Annotated in this window: 9 protein-coding genes and 1 pseudogene; 1 reads left to right on the top strand and 9 read right to left on the bottom strand. The window is 38.3% G+C overall.

Annotated features, from left to right (window positions below; genetic code table 11):
- Positions 1–430: 430 nt before the first annotated feature.
- The 5 genes from nadR to V7122_RS25395 form a co-directional block, all read right to left on the bottom strand.
- Positions 431–1,459, bottom strand: a complete 1,029-nt coding sequence (gene nadR / locus V7122_RS25415) for a multifunctional transcriptional regulator/nicotinamide-nucleotide adenylyltransferase/ribosylnicotinamide kinase NadR (RefSeq protein ID WP_335530046.1) — start codon at positions 1,457–1,459, stop codon at positions 431–433.
- Positions 1,460–2,155: a nicotinamide riboside transporter PnuC gene (pnuC, locus tag V7122_RS25410; RefSeq protein WP_335530044.1), complete on the bottom strand. Its 696-nt coding sequence runs from the start codon at positions 2,153–2,155 to the stop codon at positions 1,460–1,462. It lies immediately after the preceding gene.
- 60 nt (positions 2,156–2,215) lie between these two features.
- Positions 2,216–2,998, bottom strand: coding sequence for an NUDIX hydrolase (locus V7122_RS25405; RefSeq protein WP_335530042.1), 783 nt, complete (start codon positions 2,996–2,998; stop codon positions 2,216–2,218).
- Between the two features lie 390 nt (positions 2,999–3,388).
- Positions 3,389–4,180: an enoyl-CoA hydratase gene (locus V7122_RS25400; RefSeq protein WP_335530039.1), complete on the bottom strand. Its 792-nt coding sequence runs from the start codon at positions 4,178–4,180 to the stop codon at positions 3,389–3,391.
- An 88-nt stretch (positions 4,181–4,268) separates the two neighbouring features.
- The gene (locus V7122_RS25395) at positions 4,269–5,813 is read right to left on the bottom strand and encodes an acyl-CoA synthetase (protein ID WP_335530038.1); all 1,545 of its coding nucleotides are present in this window, start codon (positions 5,811–5,813) and stop codon (positions 4,269–4,271) included.
- Positions 5,814–6,603: 790 nt separating this feature from the next.
- Between V7122_RS25395 and V7122_RS25390 the strand changes: the two are divergent.
- Positions 6,604–7,401: pseudogene (locus V7122_RS25390) on the top strand (metal-dependent hydrolase).
- Positions 7,402–7,960: 559 nt separating this feature from the next.
- On the opposite strand, the gene V7122_RS25385 reads toward V7122_RS25390, so the two are convergent.
- From V7122_RS25385 to V7122_RS25370, 4 genes are all read right to left on the bottom strand, one after another.
- Entirely contained in the window at positions 7,961–8,230 is a 270-nt protein-coding gene (locus tag V7122_RS25385) for a site-specific integrase (protein ID WP_335530035.1), read from the bottom strand.
- A 341-nt stretch (positions 8,231–8,571) separates the two neighbouring features.
- The gene (locus V7122_RS25380) at positions 8,572–9,447 is read right to left on the bottom strand and encodes a peptidylprolyl isomerase (protein WP_335530032.1); all 876 of its coding nucleotides are present in this window, start codon (positions 9,445–9,447) and stop codon (positions 8,572–8,574) included.
- A gap of 259 nt (positions 9,448–9,706) precedes the next feature.
- The gene (locus V7122_RS25375) at positions 9,707–12,001 is read right to left on the bottom strand and encodes a M6 family metalloprotease domain-containing protein (RefSeq protein WP_335530029.1); all 2,295 of its coding nucleotides are present in this window, start codon (positions 11,999–12,001) and stop codon (positions 9,707–9,709) included.
- An 804-nt stretch (positions 12,002–12,805) separates the two neighbouring features.
- Positions 12,806–14,659 (bottom strand): Xaa-Pro dipeptidyl-peptidase, encoded by a 1,854-nt coding sequence (locus tag V7122_RS25370; RefSeq protein WP_438824810.1) that lies wholly within the window; start codon positions 14,657–14,659, stop codon positions 12,806–12,808.
- Positions 14,660–14,700 lie beyond the last annotated feature (41 nt).

Raw genomic sequence — 14,700 nt, 5'->3', positions numbered from 1 at the left:
TATTTGTACTACATACATAAACCCTTTGCTAAAACTAGCAAAGGGTTTATGTTTTATCAAGGTCTGATTTCTTATTAAATTTCCAACTGCTTGGACTGTAATGACAACATAATGGATGTTGGTGGGTTTATCAAAGTTTTTAAGAACTTTTACAGTGCATCAGAACGCTATTAAAGCAGCCGGGGTTTATGTAGAAACCTCTACAATAAATTCTATATTTAACATAATCCCTTTAGTTTGCCCATACTTTTGACATGATATTAATTAATTTTGATTATTTTTTTAAAAAAGTGCCAGTCCCCCAGTACCTTAAAGAATTGAGCAACAGGCACGAATTATTCAAATAAAAATCGAAAAACTGCAAATCCATAATTCGCGTCCTTTAACTTTCTCATCTCATTACCTAAACTTTTATTTTACTCCTTACTGGCTATATCCTCTCTAACATTCTACCAATCAGTTCCATAGATTTTTCCAAGCGCTCTTGATACGTCCCACTAATACTTACAAACTCAATCCCATTCTCCTCCAATATTTCCTTCAACCGCTTATTATTCTCTTCACGGATCTTTTGTTCCCCATGCACTCTTAATCCATCATCGACCCATTTGACATCAGGCTCCAAATATAGACATAGATCATATTTTTGAATTCGAGCGATTTCATTTAAGACTGTTTGGTGTTTTTGATTGTACAGCTCTGAGTAAAATTGAGTAACCGCTGCTTCGGTGTCGATAAAGACGATTTTATTGGCATTTTTAATAGCTTCATATTCTTTAAGTTTATGGCCGTACGCAATCACCGGGTAATCTTCCTCTATAATAATCCCATCGCAGCCTCCTAAATATTCACAATAATCTCTTCCGTATTCTTTGACATAGGTTGTGTTATAGATAAATGCTAGATTTCTAGTAAGAGTGGATTTCCCACAGCTTTCAGTCCCTAAAATGACCACCTTTTTAATAAAATACGGTTTTACCACCTCGGGAATGTAAACCCAATATTCAAAGATCCCTTTTTCCCGAATCTTGGTAGCAGAAATCTTAACTTGGTCTCTTTTTTCATCAATCAGGATGTGTTTCGCTTCAGGATATAATTCTTTAAAAATTAGTTCGTATTCGATTTCAGAGCTAAAGACAACATCGATTTCTTTCCCAATCGCTTGTCGTATTTTCAAAGAGCCTTCTTCCCAGTTATAATCCTCGTTGCCGTCTTTATCCTCCACTTCCACGACCTTGACATTTTCCATTTCCTTTGTTAATTGAGAGAGCCATCGCAGCCTAATCTGAGCTGGAATGTAGGATAGCTTGCTTCCATCACATATTTCCCGATCCCTTTTTTCACTATGAGAAAGCACAACGTATAATTCATCCACCATTGCAGAAGCTTTGACAATTGCAAACACATGCCCTTGATGCAAAGGCAAAAACTTTCCTCCAAAAAACCCAACCTTTTTCATTTACATCACTTCCCCCTTCTGTTTTTTATATACTTTCGTCCAATTGTAATAACCATATATGCTATTGATTAGAAACGCCGACCACATGACAAGCATCGATACATCATTGCCACCTTGTAAGATCAATGCCTTCACCCAGAGTACAATTGATAACACATTCACCGCGATCCAAAATAACCATTGCTGCGTGTACCTTCTTAACATGAGGATTTGGGCAATGACAGATAATGTCGTAGTTGCGGAATCAATCCAAACCACATTTCCTCCGATTTTTTGTAAAAGCAGCGCATATAGAACAAAAACAATCAGAAAGGATATCATCGTGGCGATCCAGCCTTTTTTCGTTAAAGCGTTGATTTGAATATCTTCACCTTTAATCTTGTTGTCAGTTGTATGCTGCTTCCAAAGATAGATCCCAACAAATTGAAGCGGAAAATAAAACAGGGCATTGAGCATTACCTCACCATATAGGCCATAGCCATACGAGATATAGGCATAGGTTCCTGTTTGGATAATGCCAAAATAATAATTACTGACTTTCCCTTTTGCGACTAAAACAACACAAAACATTCCAGAAATTGACGTGATTAACCCAAGAATCGTATCATCCCAGGCAAAAAACAAGTAAATATTAATAAGCGTAAAAGTTAGAAGCCATAACCTTTCAAAAATGGTCCAATCTCTCCAAATTTTCATTTTTCATCACTCCTTATTAACTATTAATTAACATATTGTTAATTATAAAATGTAAAAAAATTAATATTTGGCATTGTAAATTGAAACAAATGGCTCGTAATCATTAAATCGATACAACTGTGCTTTATTTTTCGACCAGCGATTTGTTTTTTGCGGTTCTCCATCCTTCATGACTTTTTCGATAAAAGGTAATGTTGGAGCTTTCCGAAAAAATTGAGAATCAAGCTTAAGCCAAGGCTCATCCATGACAGTTAACAAAACCCCTTGCAGTTCCGATAGGACAAATTGCTTTGGCAAGAAGTTTTTCGCCAATGTTGTTAAGGACATATCTTTTTTTATAAACCATAAAGCTTCTTCAATAATTTGCCTGTGGTCGAAAGCCAACTCGAGCTGAAACACTTCGTCCATGGAGAATAGCTCCACCTCTGCTGCATCATCTGCTGCTCTCCTTTTGACGAGCTTATTTTCTGGAACAATTGCGTAATGGGCATTTGAAATAATCCATCCCCGCTTATCTCGGCCAAATTGATCATAGACGCCAAAATGCTTGATTCTTAACCCTGTGACTCCTGTTTCTTCGCTTAACTCTCTAACTGCTGCATCATATGCGGTTTCCTCGGGTCTAATAAAACCACCTGGCAATGCCCATTTCCCTGCTTCTATATTGGGGCTACCTTCTTTTGTTTTCTCCGCTCGTTTAATGAGCATGATTTTTAATGTTTTTTGTGGAGGCTTATAAGGTCCCACTTCTGTAGAAATAATAGTAAAAACGGCAATATCACTCGTATATCCATCAGGAGTTCGATATTTGCTCACATCATAATTTAACATTTCCTCGCTCATCTTCTAATCACCTTTTTTGAATTATAATTAACATTTTGTTAATTGTTATAAATATAATATCACATTGTTGCATTGTCTGTCACTAACGAGTTTTGAGAAAATATGTAAATTTTCTCCTGTTAAAGATTCAAAGCCATCCATAAGTAGCTTTTTTATATAATGTGGGCTCCAAAAGCTTATGCCTATGACCAATTACTACCTAAAGGTCATAGGCACATAAATGAATACCGTACTCATACCCAAGTAGCAGCCTAAATTATTGTCTAACTTTTTGGGTTCAGACCATTCTATAGCATGCCCCTTCCGCTGGACTTCGCTTCGTGAAAAGGATAAACGTTCACCGGACGCCACATTCAGTTGCTCTTCGACAACAAATCAATATATTTTAGTTTACTTATTGGTAAAATTAGGTTCCCTTTTTTGGATAAACGCTTCAACGCCTTCTTTTACATCGTTCGTTTGAAAAACATGACCAAAATTTTCAGCTTCCGTAACTAAGCCTTCATGAAGCGGCTGTTCGCAGCCAATGTCAATAGAACGTTTAGCAAAAGTAAGAGCAGGTAAAGAAAAGCTGCTTATAGACTTTGCGAGTTCCAGCGCCTTTTCAAAAGATTTCCCTCTAGGAACGACGTGGTTGACTAGCCCGATTTGTTTGGCTTCTTCTGCAGTTAAAGGCTCACCAGTGAAAATCATTTCTTTTGCTTTCGCTTTGCCAACTAGACGCGGAAGCCTTTGTGTGCCTCCAGCACCTGGGAATAAACCTAATTTAATTTCGGGAAGACCAATCTTGATATGTTCCTCTGCTATTCGAATATCACAGCATAAAGCCAGTTCACATCCTCCGCCTAATGCCACCCCGTTTATGGCAACAATCGTTGGCCGTGACAAACTTTCAATTTTGTTAAGTGGTTCCTGAAGCCAAAGTGACTTTTGCTTCGCTTCCTCCATTCCTTTTCCCATCCATTCCGGGAATCCCTTAATATCTCCTCCAGCTACAAAAGCTTTATCGCCTTCACCGGTAATAATCACGGCTGTAATTTCAGAATCGCTTTCAATTTCATCAATCACAAGATTCAATTGTTCGAGAACGTCAGCACTAAGTACGTTTACAGGCGGATTATCGATCACAATTTTTGCGATTTGGCTCATCTTCGACCACGAAACTACTTGAACTTTATTCATCGGATTTCTCCTCAACTTTCTGATTAGATAGAATTTAACTGCCATTAAGATTGTAAATTCCTTTAAAGAGAGGGATTATTTAACTCAATCAGCTAAACTGATTTCGTAAAATATACTTTTGCACCTTTCCGGATGGAGTACGAGGTATTTCATCAACAAATCTTACTTCTCTAGGCTTCTTATAGCTAGCCAGGTATTGTTTACAGAAATCAATAACATCTTCTTCTGTAAGATTTGACCCTTCTTTCTTAATAATAACAGCGCATACAGCTTCTATATATTTCGGGTCAGGAATACCAATTATAGAAACTTCCTTTACATCCTGATGGCGATATATTACATCTTCAATCTCCGCTGCATAAATGTTTTCACCGCCGCTTCGAATCATGTCCTTTTTTCTGCCTACAATTGATAGATAGCCATCTTGATCGAATACTCCCAAATCTCCTGTTTTACACCAGCCATTCACAAATGTTTCCATTGTTGCATCCGGCTTCCTCCAATACCCCTCTGAAACACCCGGACTTTTAATGGCAATTTCACCAATTTCTCCAAAAGGAAGAGGCATTCCATTATCATCAATAATATTAATTTCTGTAAGAGGCATTGGCTTTCCAACTGTATGGCCTTTCGCAAAAGCATCCTCTGAATCGAGCGCAGCCGCAATTGGCTGACCTTCAGTTAAACCGTAAACTTGAACAACACCAAGATGCGGAAACTTCTTCTTTAACTGTTCAAGTGCCCATGGCATTAACGGGTCACCGCCGGAATAAATCGTTTTTAACGACTTTAGCTGATACTTATCCAGCTCAGGATAATTTAGCATCTCATAAATCATAAATGGGAATAAAAAGCAATCAGTTACATTTTCGCGTTCAATTACAGAAAGAATTCTTCCAATCTCAAAGCCTTGGCTTTTAGTAATGATGACAGATCCGCCCATCATCAAGATGGGAAGTGCAATATCTTCCATCGCTCCAACATGATAGAGAGGTCCAGTCGTCATCCCAATTTCTTCCCCAGTAAACTTCCATTTTAATACCTGTATAGCTGAAAACCAGTATGTTGTATCATGGGTCCAAATTGCACCTTTAGGTCTGCCGGTTGTCCCTGATGTATACATAAGCATAACTGGATCGTTTAGCTTTATGTGAATTACTTTGACTTCATCTGCTGAACCGCTTGCTAAAATACTCCAAGGCTTAGACCAACTCGGAATCACTTTTTTACTATTTTCGAGACAAATAAAATGCTCAACAGAAACTTGATGAAGAACCGATTCCAGCTTTTGGGATAAGTTTGAATGAAAGCATAATATTTTCGTCTGCGAATCATTTAATGCATATTCGAGCTCGGCACTTGAAAGCCGAAAATTAAGCCTAACGGCAACAGCTCCAATTTTTGCAACAGCAAAATAGAGTCCGAAATATTCGAGACAGTTATAAAGCAAAATACCAACACGGTCTCCTTTTCGTACACCTAGTTCGCATAGCTTATTTGCATAAGCGTTTGATATATGGTGCAGATCCGAATACGTCCATGAGTTTCCCGTTTCTTCTCGTATGGCTATTTTTCTTTTATTCAACGGATTTAAATCATTTGCCATTTTTCTTGTAAAAAAACCTACATCCAATGAAATTCCCCCCATTTCCTGTGCATCGTTCTCACCTTTTATGTTGCAAGTTAAGTGCCAAAATTCCAAAGTCATTATTATCAATATTTTCCGAATTCACCGACCGTATTTGCCCTTGATTTTTCTGCCTTACCGGAAAAATCATTTCTAATACTGGTTAATTTTTCAAAGAAAGGTGACTATCCCCCATTTCTTTAACGCACTTGGGGATAGTCACCATATTTTGATGTCATAGTTTGCTAGATTTACAATTCTTCGTGTGAAGTCACCAATGTTTCGAGTAAAAATGAAATGTATCTGAACCTTGCTGGGAGAATTAGATGACGTGCAAGGCAATAGGATGTCTAAGCAGCCAACAAAGCTCAAAATGTTATATGGGCTGGAGTAAACAGAGGGGAGCGATGGGATCCATTAGGGACCTCTCTTTTTTCCAACCTAGGAGGAATCCAATATTGCAAAATCAGAGGAGAGGATTCAGCGACAACCATAGTAGTAAAAGCTTGTGCCTATGACCTTCTGGTAACAATCGCTTATATAGCATGTATACTCGTTTTGTGATGAGACAGAACATTTTTCCTCTTTTTATTCCCTATGGGTCCTATCTTAAGAAACAAACAAGTAAATATAAAAGGACAGCAAAAAAGTAATTTTTTTATGGATAGGGAGATTAAGAGGAATTGGAAATTATTATGTTCTTTTTTGGAGAATGAGCAAAAGATACATCAATATCTTTCAGTCTTCATAAGTTTATTCATAGAAGATAATAATCCGCTTTACGAGGAGGCAATATATGAAAATATGGCGTTTAGGTCATGCAATGTATGTATTTAAAAGCAAAACAGGCAAAAATTATCTGATTGATCCGTTTTTCGATATGAATCCTGGTTTTGCAAAGGAGTTAGATCATGCTGATTTTTACAAATCAATAGATGCTGTTTTTTTGACTCATGGCCATTTAGACCATACGAGCGGTTTATCTAAATTTATTCAATTTAAACCAGATATCATGATTGTTGCACAGTATGATTTAGCCATGATACTTCTTCAAAAGGGAATGAAAAATGTTTTTACGATTAATTTCGGCGGGAGCGCTTCGCTAGATGATGTACATGTAACAATGGTTCAAGCCTTACATACTTCATCCTATGGTGAAACTGAGGGATTACCCATTTAAGCTGGAGAGGCAGCCGGCTATATTTTTGATTTTATAGATGATTATACGGTTTATCACTCGGGAGATACTGGTTTAATGCTTGATATGAAGCTGATACAAGATGTCTACCAGCCTGATATCGCCATCCTCTCTTCATCAGGCCAGCTTACAATGGTCCCGAAAGAGGCTGCCTATGCTATTCAGCATTTATTAGATGTGAAATACGTCATCCCAAGCCATAACTTTCCAACCGAAAACACCGCAACCAACCTATACTCTTATGCTCAACTAACAAAGAATTTCCCAATTGTCGGCTATATGATGGATACTGGTAAAGAGTTGGTAGAATTATTGAAGGATTATTCAAAGACAGAAGTGATCGAGCTTTCTTTTGGGGAAGAAAGAGAGTTTACGAAGGAAAACGTTATTGATTAAGATTAAAAACCTAAACTGTCAAACAAATGGTTTAGGCTATTTTCTTTAAAATTAGTTAACGTATCGGTACATGTTTAAATTTAATATTTATTATTTAGGCTCTGTTAAATTTTAATGTTGATTTTTAAAAAGATTTACAAATTTCCAATTAACGGAAAAGGATTGAATCATTGATTCCATCCTTACAATTTCTTTTACTTTATTGATTTTGTCCGAGAACTTATTTAACTAATTCCTAATAAAAGTTAATTAAATATTTTGTTAAAATATTCTCAGTTTTAAATTGCCCTTTGCCTTACTACGATGGTATAAGTAAATCAATAAAAATATAAATGAAATAAAACATAGAAGCTTTATGATTAACATCTACCATATTATTATAAGAATTTTATAAATGACCGTATTCTTAATAGTCCGGTTTTTATTAAATTCCGGTAATTAATCTGGCACTTGATGGGCTGGATAAAGGTAAATTTCTTTTCCTCTGTAAGTACCTTCAGTTGCTTGTATAATTCTTTCCACTCTTTAATTCCAAAATAGATATGGGCCCATGCTGCTCTTAAGTATTAATTGTGGTATCCTTCAAACCTTTTTGTTTAAGTGCCATGATATAGTGATCCACTAGCTTTTTATCAATAACAGCAATACTAGCAACAGTTAACTCATCAGTGAACCGAAAAAAATGAATTAAGTTTTGGACATAGAACCGGATTGTCATTTCAGATAAATTTTTAATACTGTTATCAAGCTGAAAATCATCATATAACTTCTTAATAGTTTTTTCTACTGGGGCTGCGGTTATCCTTTTCATTTTTCTTCTCTTGGTCAATTCTTCGTCTCCCTTTAAGAAATATTGGTCTTAAAGGTACCTATTAACCGAAATTGTCCACACGATTAGCATTTCGCTTTAATTAAAAAGGCCAATGCTTGAATCGATTCTAAGCATTGACCTATAAGGCTTTAAACCTATAAATGATACCGGTGGCCGGGGTAGAAACAGCTCCCTTCATAAACAATGAATTTTTGTGGTTTCCAAATATGCTTATGTAAAAATTAGACGCACTGCTATATTTTCCGTAAAATACGGTTTTCCGCAAGTAATGCCTTCTTTACCATGGGGGCTATCAGCAAATATTGCACAGGTTAAAGTTGAAGGGATATCTTTGGTTTTTATGATTCTACATCCTTAAAAGCATCTTTAAATGAATCTACTTTAATCTCAATATCTTTATTTAATTTATTTAGAACCTCCTGAATAGGTTTTGCCTCTTGTCCCATAAGTGTTTGTCTGATTTGATCTTTCACATCGCTTAATGGCTTTTCCTTTCTATCTGTTACCTTAATAATGTGATAACCAAACATCGTTTTGACTGGCTCGCTTACTTCATCTTTTTTCAATTTTAAAGCAGCTGCAAGAAATGTCGGATCCATTTCCTTGTTTTTGCCGGAAAGATAGCCTAAATCTCCGCCAGCTAATGCAGACACCTTATCTGTTGAATGTTTTTCTGCTAATTCGGCAAAGTCCGTTCCTTTCTCTAATTCCTCGGCAATTTCTTTTGCCGTCGACTCCTTATCCACGAGAATATGGCTAGCTTTCACCTCCGTGTATTCGTCTATATGTTGTGCATAATAATCATTGATTTCTTTATCTGAAACTTCCACCCCCTCGGTTGTTGCTTTAAAGAAATAAAGGGTTTGTTTAATTTGTTCTATTAAATCCTCTTCGTCTTTAAAACCCTGTTGGATGATAAGCATTTCAAATCCAGCTTCATCTCCGGCCAGTTCCTTTATCTCGTTCAACCGTTGATTCACCTCTTTATCAGTTACCTCATACTTACCTTCCAAAATTTGCATATAAACCAACTTCTGAATCAATTCTTTCCCCCGCTCGGTACTTGACACTTCTTGAAATAAATCATCTTCTGTAATCGTTCCATAGTCCGTTTTTACAAGTACCTTGCTCTCTTCGCCTGACGTTTGCTTCGTACAGGCGCCAAGTATTAAGAGCAATGATAATATGGCTAAAACTGTGATTGTTTTCTTCAACTATTTTCACCCCTACTTTTGACAACTACCCAAAGTCATTGCCCTCGATGGATTTTAAAAATCGGCTTACAATCATATAAAAATCTAATAAATGGATGTAACCGTTTCTCAACCTACTTAAATGTGGCGGGACAGTTCGTCAACTGTCCCAGCCATTCCATTGTTTTTGTTTCCTATGAGTCCCACAAACTCACAATTGTTCCCCGCGCACCAGGCATCGCTGGCATTAGGAGGTATTTTCTAAAAAGGTGAATCTACCTTATTGCCAGATCTCAATCATTGCATCGGCATACGCTTTCAAGCTGTTATACGCTTTATCGGAGATCTGATCCGCATCTTTCTTAAGATCTAGGAATTGTTTGAAGTCATTAATATGTTTGACAACTTTATCTGGAGAGCCATTCTTTTCAAATTGTTCCACAGATCTTAAATGTGCTTTCAGTGCTTGTGCTGCACCTGCTTTGAATTCTCCCTCATTGTTAAAGCTATCAATTACAGAGCTTATACCTGTTGCGCTAAGTTTACTAGGTAATAGATTCGTCACAGAATCGCTTTGACTAGAGTCTGTCTCTGATGTAGCTGTAAACGTAAGGCTTTCTGGAGCTGTTTTGCCCTTCGGAATTTTCACGTATACAGGTACAGCGACGGTTGCGCCAGGTTCCACAGCAACTACGTTGTGCTCAAGCTGCACTTCCCAATCATTGCCAGCGGAAGCGTTGACACGAATAAGATCCTTCGCTTCACCGGTATTAGTGACATTAAAATGATAGACCGCTACTTTGTCTTCTACAGCAGGTTGTACATTACCAGTGCTTACATCTACCCCGCGTTTATAGTCACCTGAGCCCTCAGTGTGACGTACGGCAACCTGATAACGAAGTACTCCTTCAGCGTCTTTGTTGTTCCCTAAAACGTAGAAATGAAGTTTATTGTATGGATCGATGTACTCACTGACAATTGCGGCTTGATCAATAGAACCATCGAATTGTCCGGAGACCAACGTTGCTCCATTACCAGATTTGAATAACGCATCAAGTAATTGACGAGGGTCACCTTTACCAACCATAGCTGTTGTGCCGTCAGGTCTCGTAAAGTCCTTCAGATTGATATCCTCAGGATGTGAATCGACTACCCACATAAACGGGGCAGTCTCTGCATTTTTTGTTTTGGCTATCAATACCCCAGAGTCAGCTGCAAAGGAATCCGCACCAAAGCGGTCTACCACTTCAATGGTGTAGTTATTGTACTTGTTGTTGTTGTTATTGCCTATTTTATCGTTACGCCAGTCACCGGCTAGGTAATCTGTTGGTGTTAAATCTTCATTCATGCTGATGTTGATACCGTGGATTCCGGTTCGGCCAAATTTACTGCCAATTGGCGCTTGACGCGCGATCACATCCGCAAACACCGGTCCAGATTCTTTTAATTCATCACGGTTTAACTGCAGGACTTCATCATCAGATACAAACCCTTGTTTCATCTTATTTCGAAGCATATGTGGTGCCGATAAAGAAGCACCAAGGGTAGATGGAATCATCCAGCGAGTGTGTGTTCCACCGGGGCCGTTAAATGAACCACGGCTCATCGTTTCCCAATAACCCGTATAGGTTCTAGGGTCAAGAGCCGCATTATTGTAGTTATCGCCAAGACCGCGGAGATGGCCAAATTCGTGAGCAAATGTCCCCATGCCATCACTTTCACCTTGGATAGAGACACGAATCGTTTTGCCATTTATTCTTGCACTAGATGCAGCCGACCAAATCGTTTTGGCTGCATAGTAGGATGTCCATGGTACATAGCGAGTCGGTGCCCAGTTTGGTGTGTTTTCAAATCCAGGTAAATCCGGCGGTCCAAATTCATCAGACACTGACTCCCGATTCAGGAACATCATTTCGCCGAATTCTTGCCATACAGTCGATTCATCATAGCCGGCATGAACGATGAACGCAAAGTCATACTCTTCTCCAGATGCAGTTAAGTCAGCTGCAGCCGCATTTACACCATCTGTAAAAAGGTTTCCACTTGGATATTGCTCTGGCTTGGTACCAGGATTCATAGAGTTAAGCCCATACTGAAATTCGTATTTATCCAAGCGGTATGGACCATACGAATCAAGGCTTACGCCCCATTTCCCCTGAGAGTTCTCTTTCCAAAAGCCATCGATTGTCTGATAATTGTTAAGTTCACTTGGAGTATTTAGAAAGTCCTTCCACCATTGTCCTAGTTGCTCACGTGGTATTGCGTCGACTTGTGGGTTACCAGCGATCTCTGAACCCTTCGGTTGGGTCAAGATAAAATCCTGATCCGGAAAGTCAACCAAAATCAAGGCCCCTCTAAGTTCTGTTTCAGGCTGAATATCCGCTGTATTCCAGTCAATTCCCGGGACCTGATTATAATCATTCCACGTCATATCCTCTGGGTTTACCCATGATAGGGGATCCACTGGGTCGGGCATTTGGTCTAGCCCTGGTTCCGCAGCAAAAGCAGCGGATGACATTGCAAGCATGATAGTGGTTGTTAATGCGGTAATCTTACCTCTAAGCTTCAAAGCCATTCTCCTCCCTCTTGGTTAAAAACCTACCTTGTATGTAGGTAATCATTTCAAACAATGCTACTGCCTATTAAAATATAAGGTGCTATACCCTTGTCCGACATACGGGCAAAAAAATAGAACTTCTAGCAAATTAAGATACTTCATGTCTGTATTTGGAATATAAAATAATTAGCAAGCTTCCCCCTGATGGTTGTGTATTATCGGCATTTCTTAATCGTTAACCCTTTTACTGCCCCTCTGCCCCACTGCCCCCCTCTCACAGCTTAATGCCCTTCTAGGTTTATCACCCCCCCTCAAACCGCATAGCCATAAATCCGACAACAGGCCATAAAAAAATGTCAGCATCTTCATGAAATCTACTGTTTGGGTAAGCTTGGCAATCTACAAATAAAAGAATCTTCTATCGGAAGTTTGCAAGGCGCATAAATATAATGCTAGTTATGTAAAATATTAAATAAATTCTTTTAAACCTTAAGTTCATTATAAGTATTATTTATAGAATATTCTGTCAACTAACGATGCAAAATTAATGTTTTTATCGACAATACCCTACATGTAACTTGTTAAATAGGTTGTAATCAAATGTTAAATATTGTGAATTAATGTTCTCGAAATTAAAAAACTTCGACAAGAAAATCAACAAGCGAGAGTGTTTTTTGAAGGGATTTTACTTCAAATTCACATGGCCAAAACTACACTAGGAAGCAACTTTCTTCTTATTACATGAAATAATAATTGAGAAACCTGTCCTCTAGCACATTGGCTAGGGGGCAGGCATACTGGCAAAGGCTATACTATTTTACATTACTCCCAATTTATCGCTTTAGGTCCACCAACAATGGGTAATATTATTTTGCTACGCTCAGGGTCAATTGAAATTTTCGTTCCTGCTGTTGGACGAATTGTATAATCATAATCACTTGAAATGATAACGATACCGAGGCGATCTCCAGGGTTAAATACATAGTCATCTGGCTGCATATCCCATGTAAATGTATACTCACGACCCGGTGTTAAGGCAGTTGATCTTGTTTTATCATGTATGTTTTGTACATCCATCCAGCCTCTAGTAATTATTTCTGTTTTATCAGCACCGTAGTTTACAAGTAAAGCTGTCAGGTTTGCAACAGGTCGATCAATACTTGCGCGGATTTCTAACTTAGGTGTACCACTGATACGAACGGATTCTGTAAGAGCTGGTGTCATGTAAACGAGTCGATTCTCAGAGTTCGTTTCTAGATTTGTTACTAACTCATTAGCTTTAATTAAAGGATTATCAATGAAATACTGATCCTGCTTATTTTTGTTTGGGACAGGTTTTAAGCTAAATGTTCCTGTACCATTTGTAGAATCTGGTTGTAGATGTAGTGTTGTTGGAACAGTGCCTACAGCTGGCCAGTTTTGCTCTGTTGTCCAACTTCGATCTTCACGTTGAATGTCAACCATGGGCTCATTCATGATGTCATTTTCAATATCATATAACCAATAGTCAAACCATTTGTTCAACATAGTATTCCAGTCAGCTTTATACGAGGTAGGACCAGCATGTCCACCTTGGTGTAACAACAACTTTCTTGGGACATTATTCTTCTCTAAGGCATTCCACCAATCGGAGAATTGTTTTGTTTTTACATTCCAGTCATTTAACCCATGCACGACAAATACACTTGCATCAATATTTTTAGCATCCTTTACATAGTCACGCTTAGACCAAAATTCATTGTAATCACCCGATTGACGATCCATTCCTTCAGTAAGTTCCTCAATTACTTGTTTACAAACTTCTGGATTTGCCCTTGTTAAAATAGCCTCCGCCATGTTATCGGCATCTTCTCCTTGATAACCTCCTGGTGCTGTAACAAGCCCATTGGCACGATAGTACTCATACCAGCTACTAATTGCAGCGATTGGAACGATTGTTTTTAAGCCTTCTACTCCTGTGGTTGCTACAGCATTAGGGAGGGTACCGTTATATGAAACTCCTGTCATACCAACATTTCCGGTAGTCCAATCAGCTGTTACTAGTTCACCATCTGCTGTATAAGCATTGGCACGTCCATTTAACCAATCAATAACCGCACGAGTGGAAAGGATTTCACTTTCATCACCTGTTGTTGGACAGCCATTCGACAAACCAGTTCCAATGCTTTCGCCTAGTACAACGGCATAACCCCTAGGAACGAAATAATTATCATATGAAGTTGGAAAACGATCATTTGTATAGGCAGCATATGGTTTGCCACTATCTTCACCGGCTTTTCCTTTTTTCGGAACAGCATCGTGTTCTACATCCACATCATATACGGGAACATTCTTTATTCCGGATCGATAAGGAGTCATTTCATAGATGACAGGTACCTTCAAACCTTCCTCGGTTTCTTTTGGACGCATAATATCAACTCTAATCCGATCGAAATTACCGTCCCGATCACTGTCTACAGTTGTTTCTACAAAAATACGTTCTGTAATCGCATCTTGATGTGAAAACACTGGCTGGGTCATTCCATCAATAACCTCAATCTCAGGTATAGAAGAGTGATTTTTCCCATTTCCATCCTGTGTAAGTTCACCTGCAGAAGTAATAGTACTATTAAGTAGTAAAGGAATTGATAAAGCTGTACTCATGGCTACTTTTAAAAACTTATTTTTGTTTTTCATTGCTTACCTCCAATAGATTTGTAGTTTTGATGGTAAACCAT

The sequence above is a fragment of the Bacillus sp. JJ1532 genome, from assembly GCF_036965085.1.
Classification (GTDB): domain Bacteria; phylum Bacillota; class Bacilli; order Bacillales; family Cytobacillaceae; genus Cytobacillus.
Note: the sequence above shows the minus strand (reverse complement) of the source record. Positions and strands in the feature narration are given on the sequence as shown.

What these genes read in the sequence shown, in the direction of transcription:
- nadR (WP_335530046.1), bottom strand. Translation starts at nt 1,459, where the DNA reads ATGAAAAAGGTTGGGTTTTTTGGAGGAAAGTTTTTGCCTTTGCATCAA.
- pnuC (WP_335530044.1), bottom strand. Translation starts at nt 2,155, where the DNA reads ATGAAAATTTGGAGAGATTGGACCATTTTTGAAAGGTTATGGCTTCTA.
- V7122_RS25405 (WP_335530042.1), bottom strand. Translation starts at nt 2,998, where the DNA reads ATGAGCGAGGAAATGTTAAATTATGATGTGAGCAAATATCGAACTCCT.
- V7122_RS25400 (WP_335530039.1), bottom strand. Translation starts at nt 4,180, where the DNA reads ATGAATAAAGTTCAAGTAGTTTCGTGGTCGAAGATGAGCCAAATCGCA.
- V7122_RS25375 (WP_335530029.1), bottom strand. Translation starts at nt 12,001, where the DNA reads ATGGCTTTGAAGCTTAGAGGTAAGATTACCGCATTAACAACCACTATC.
- V7122_RS25370 (WP_438824810.1), bottom strand. Translation starts at nt 14,659, where the DNA reads ATGAAAAACAAAAATAAGTTTTTAAAAGTAGCCATGAGTACAGCTTTA.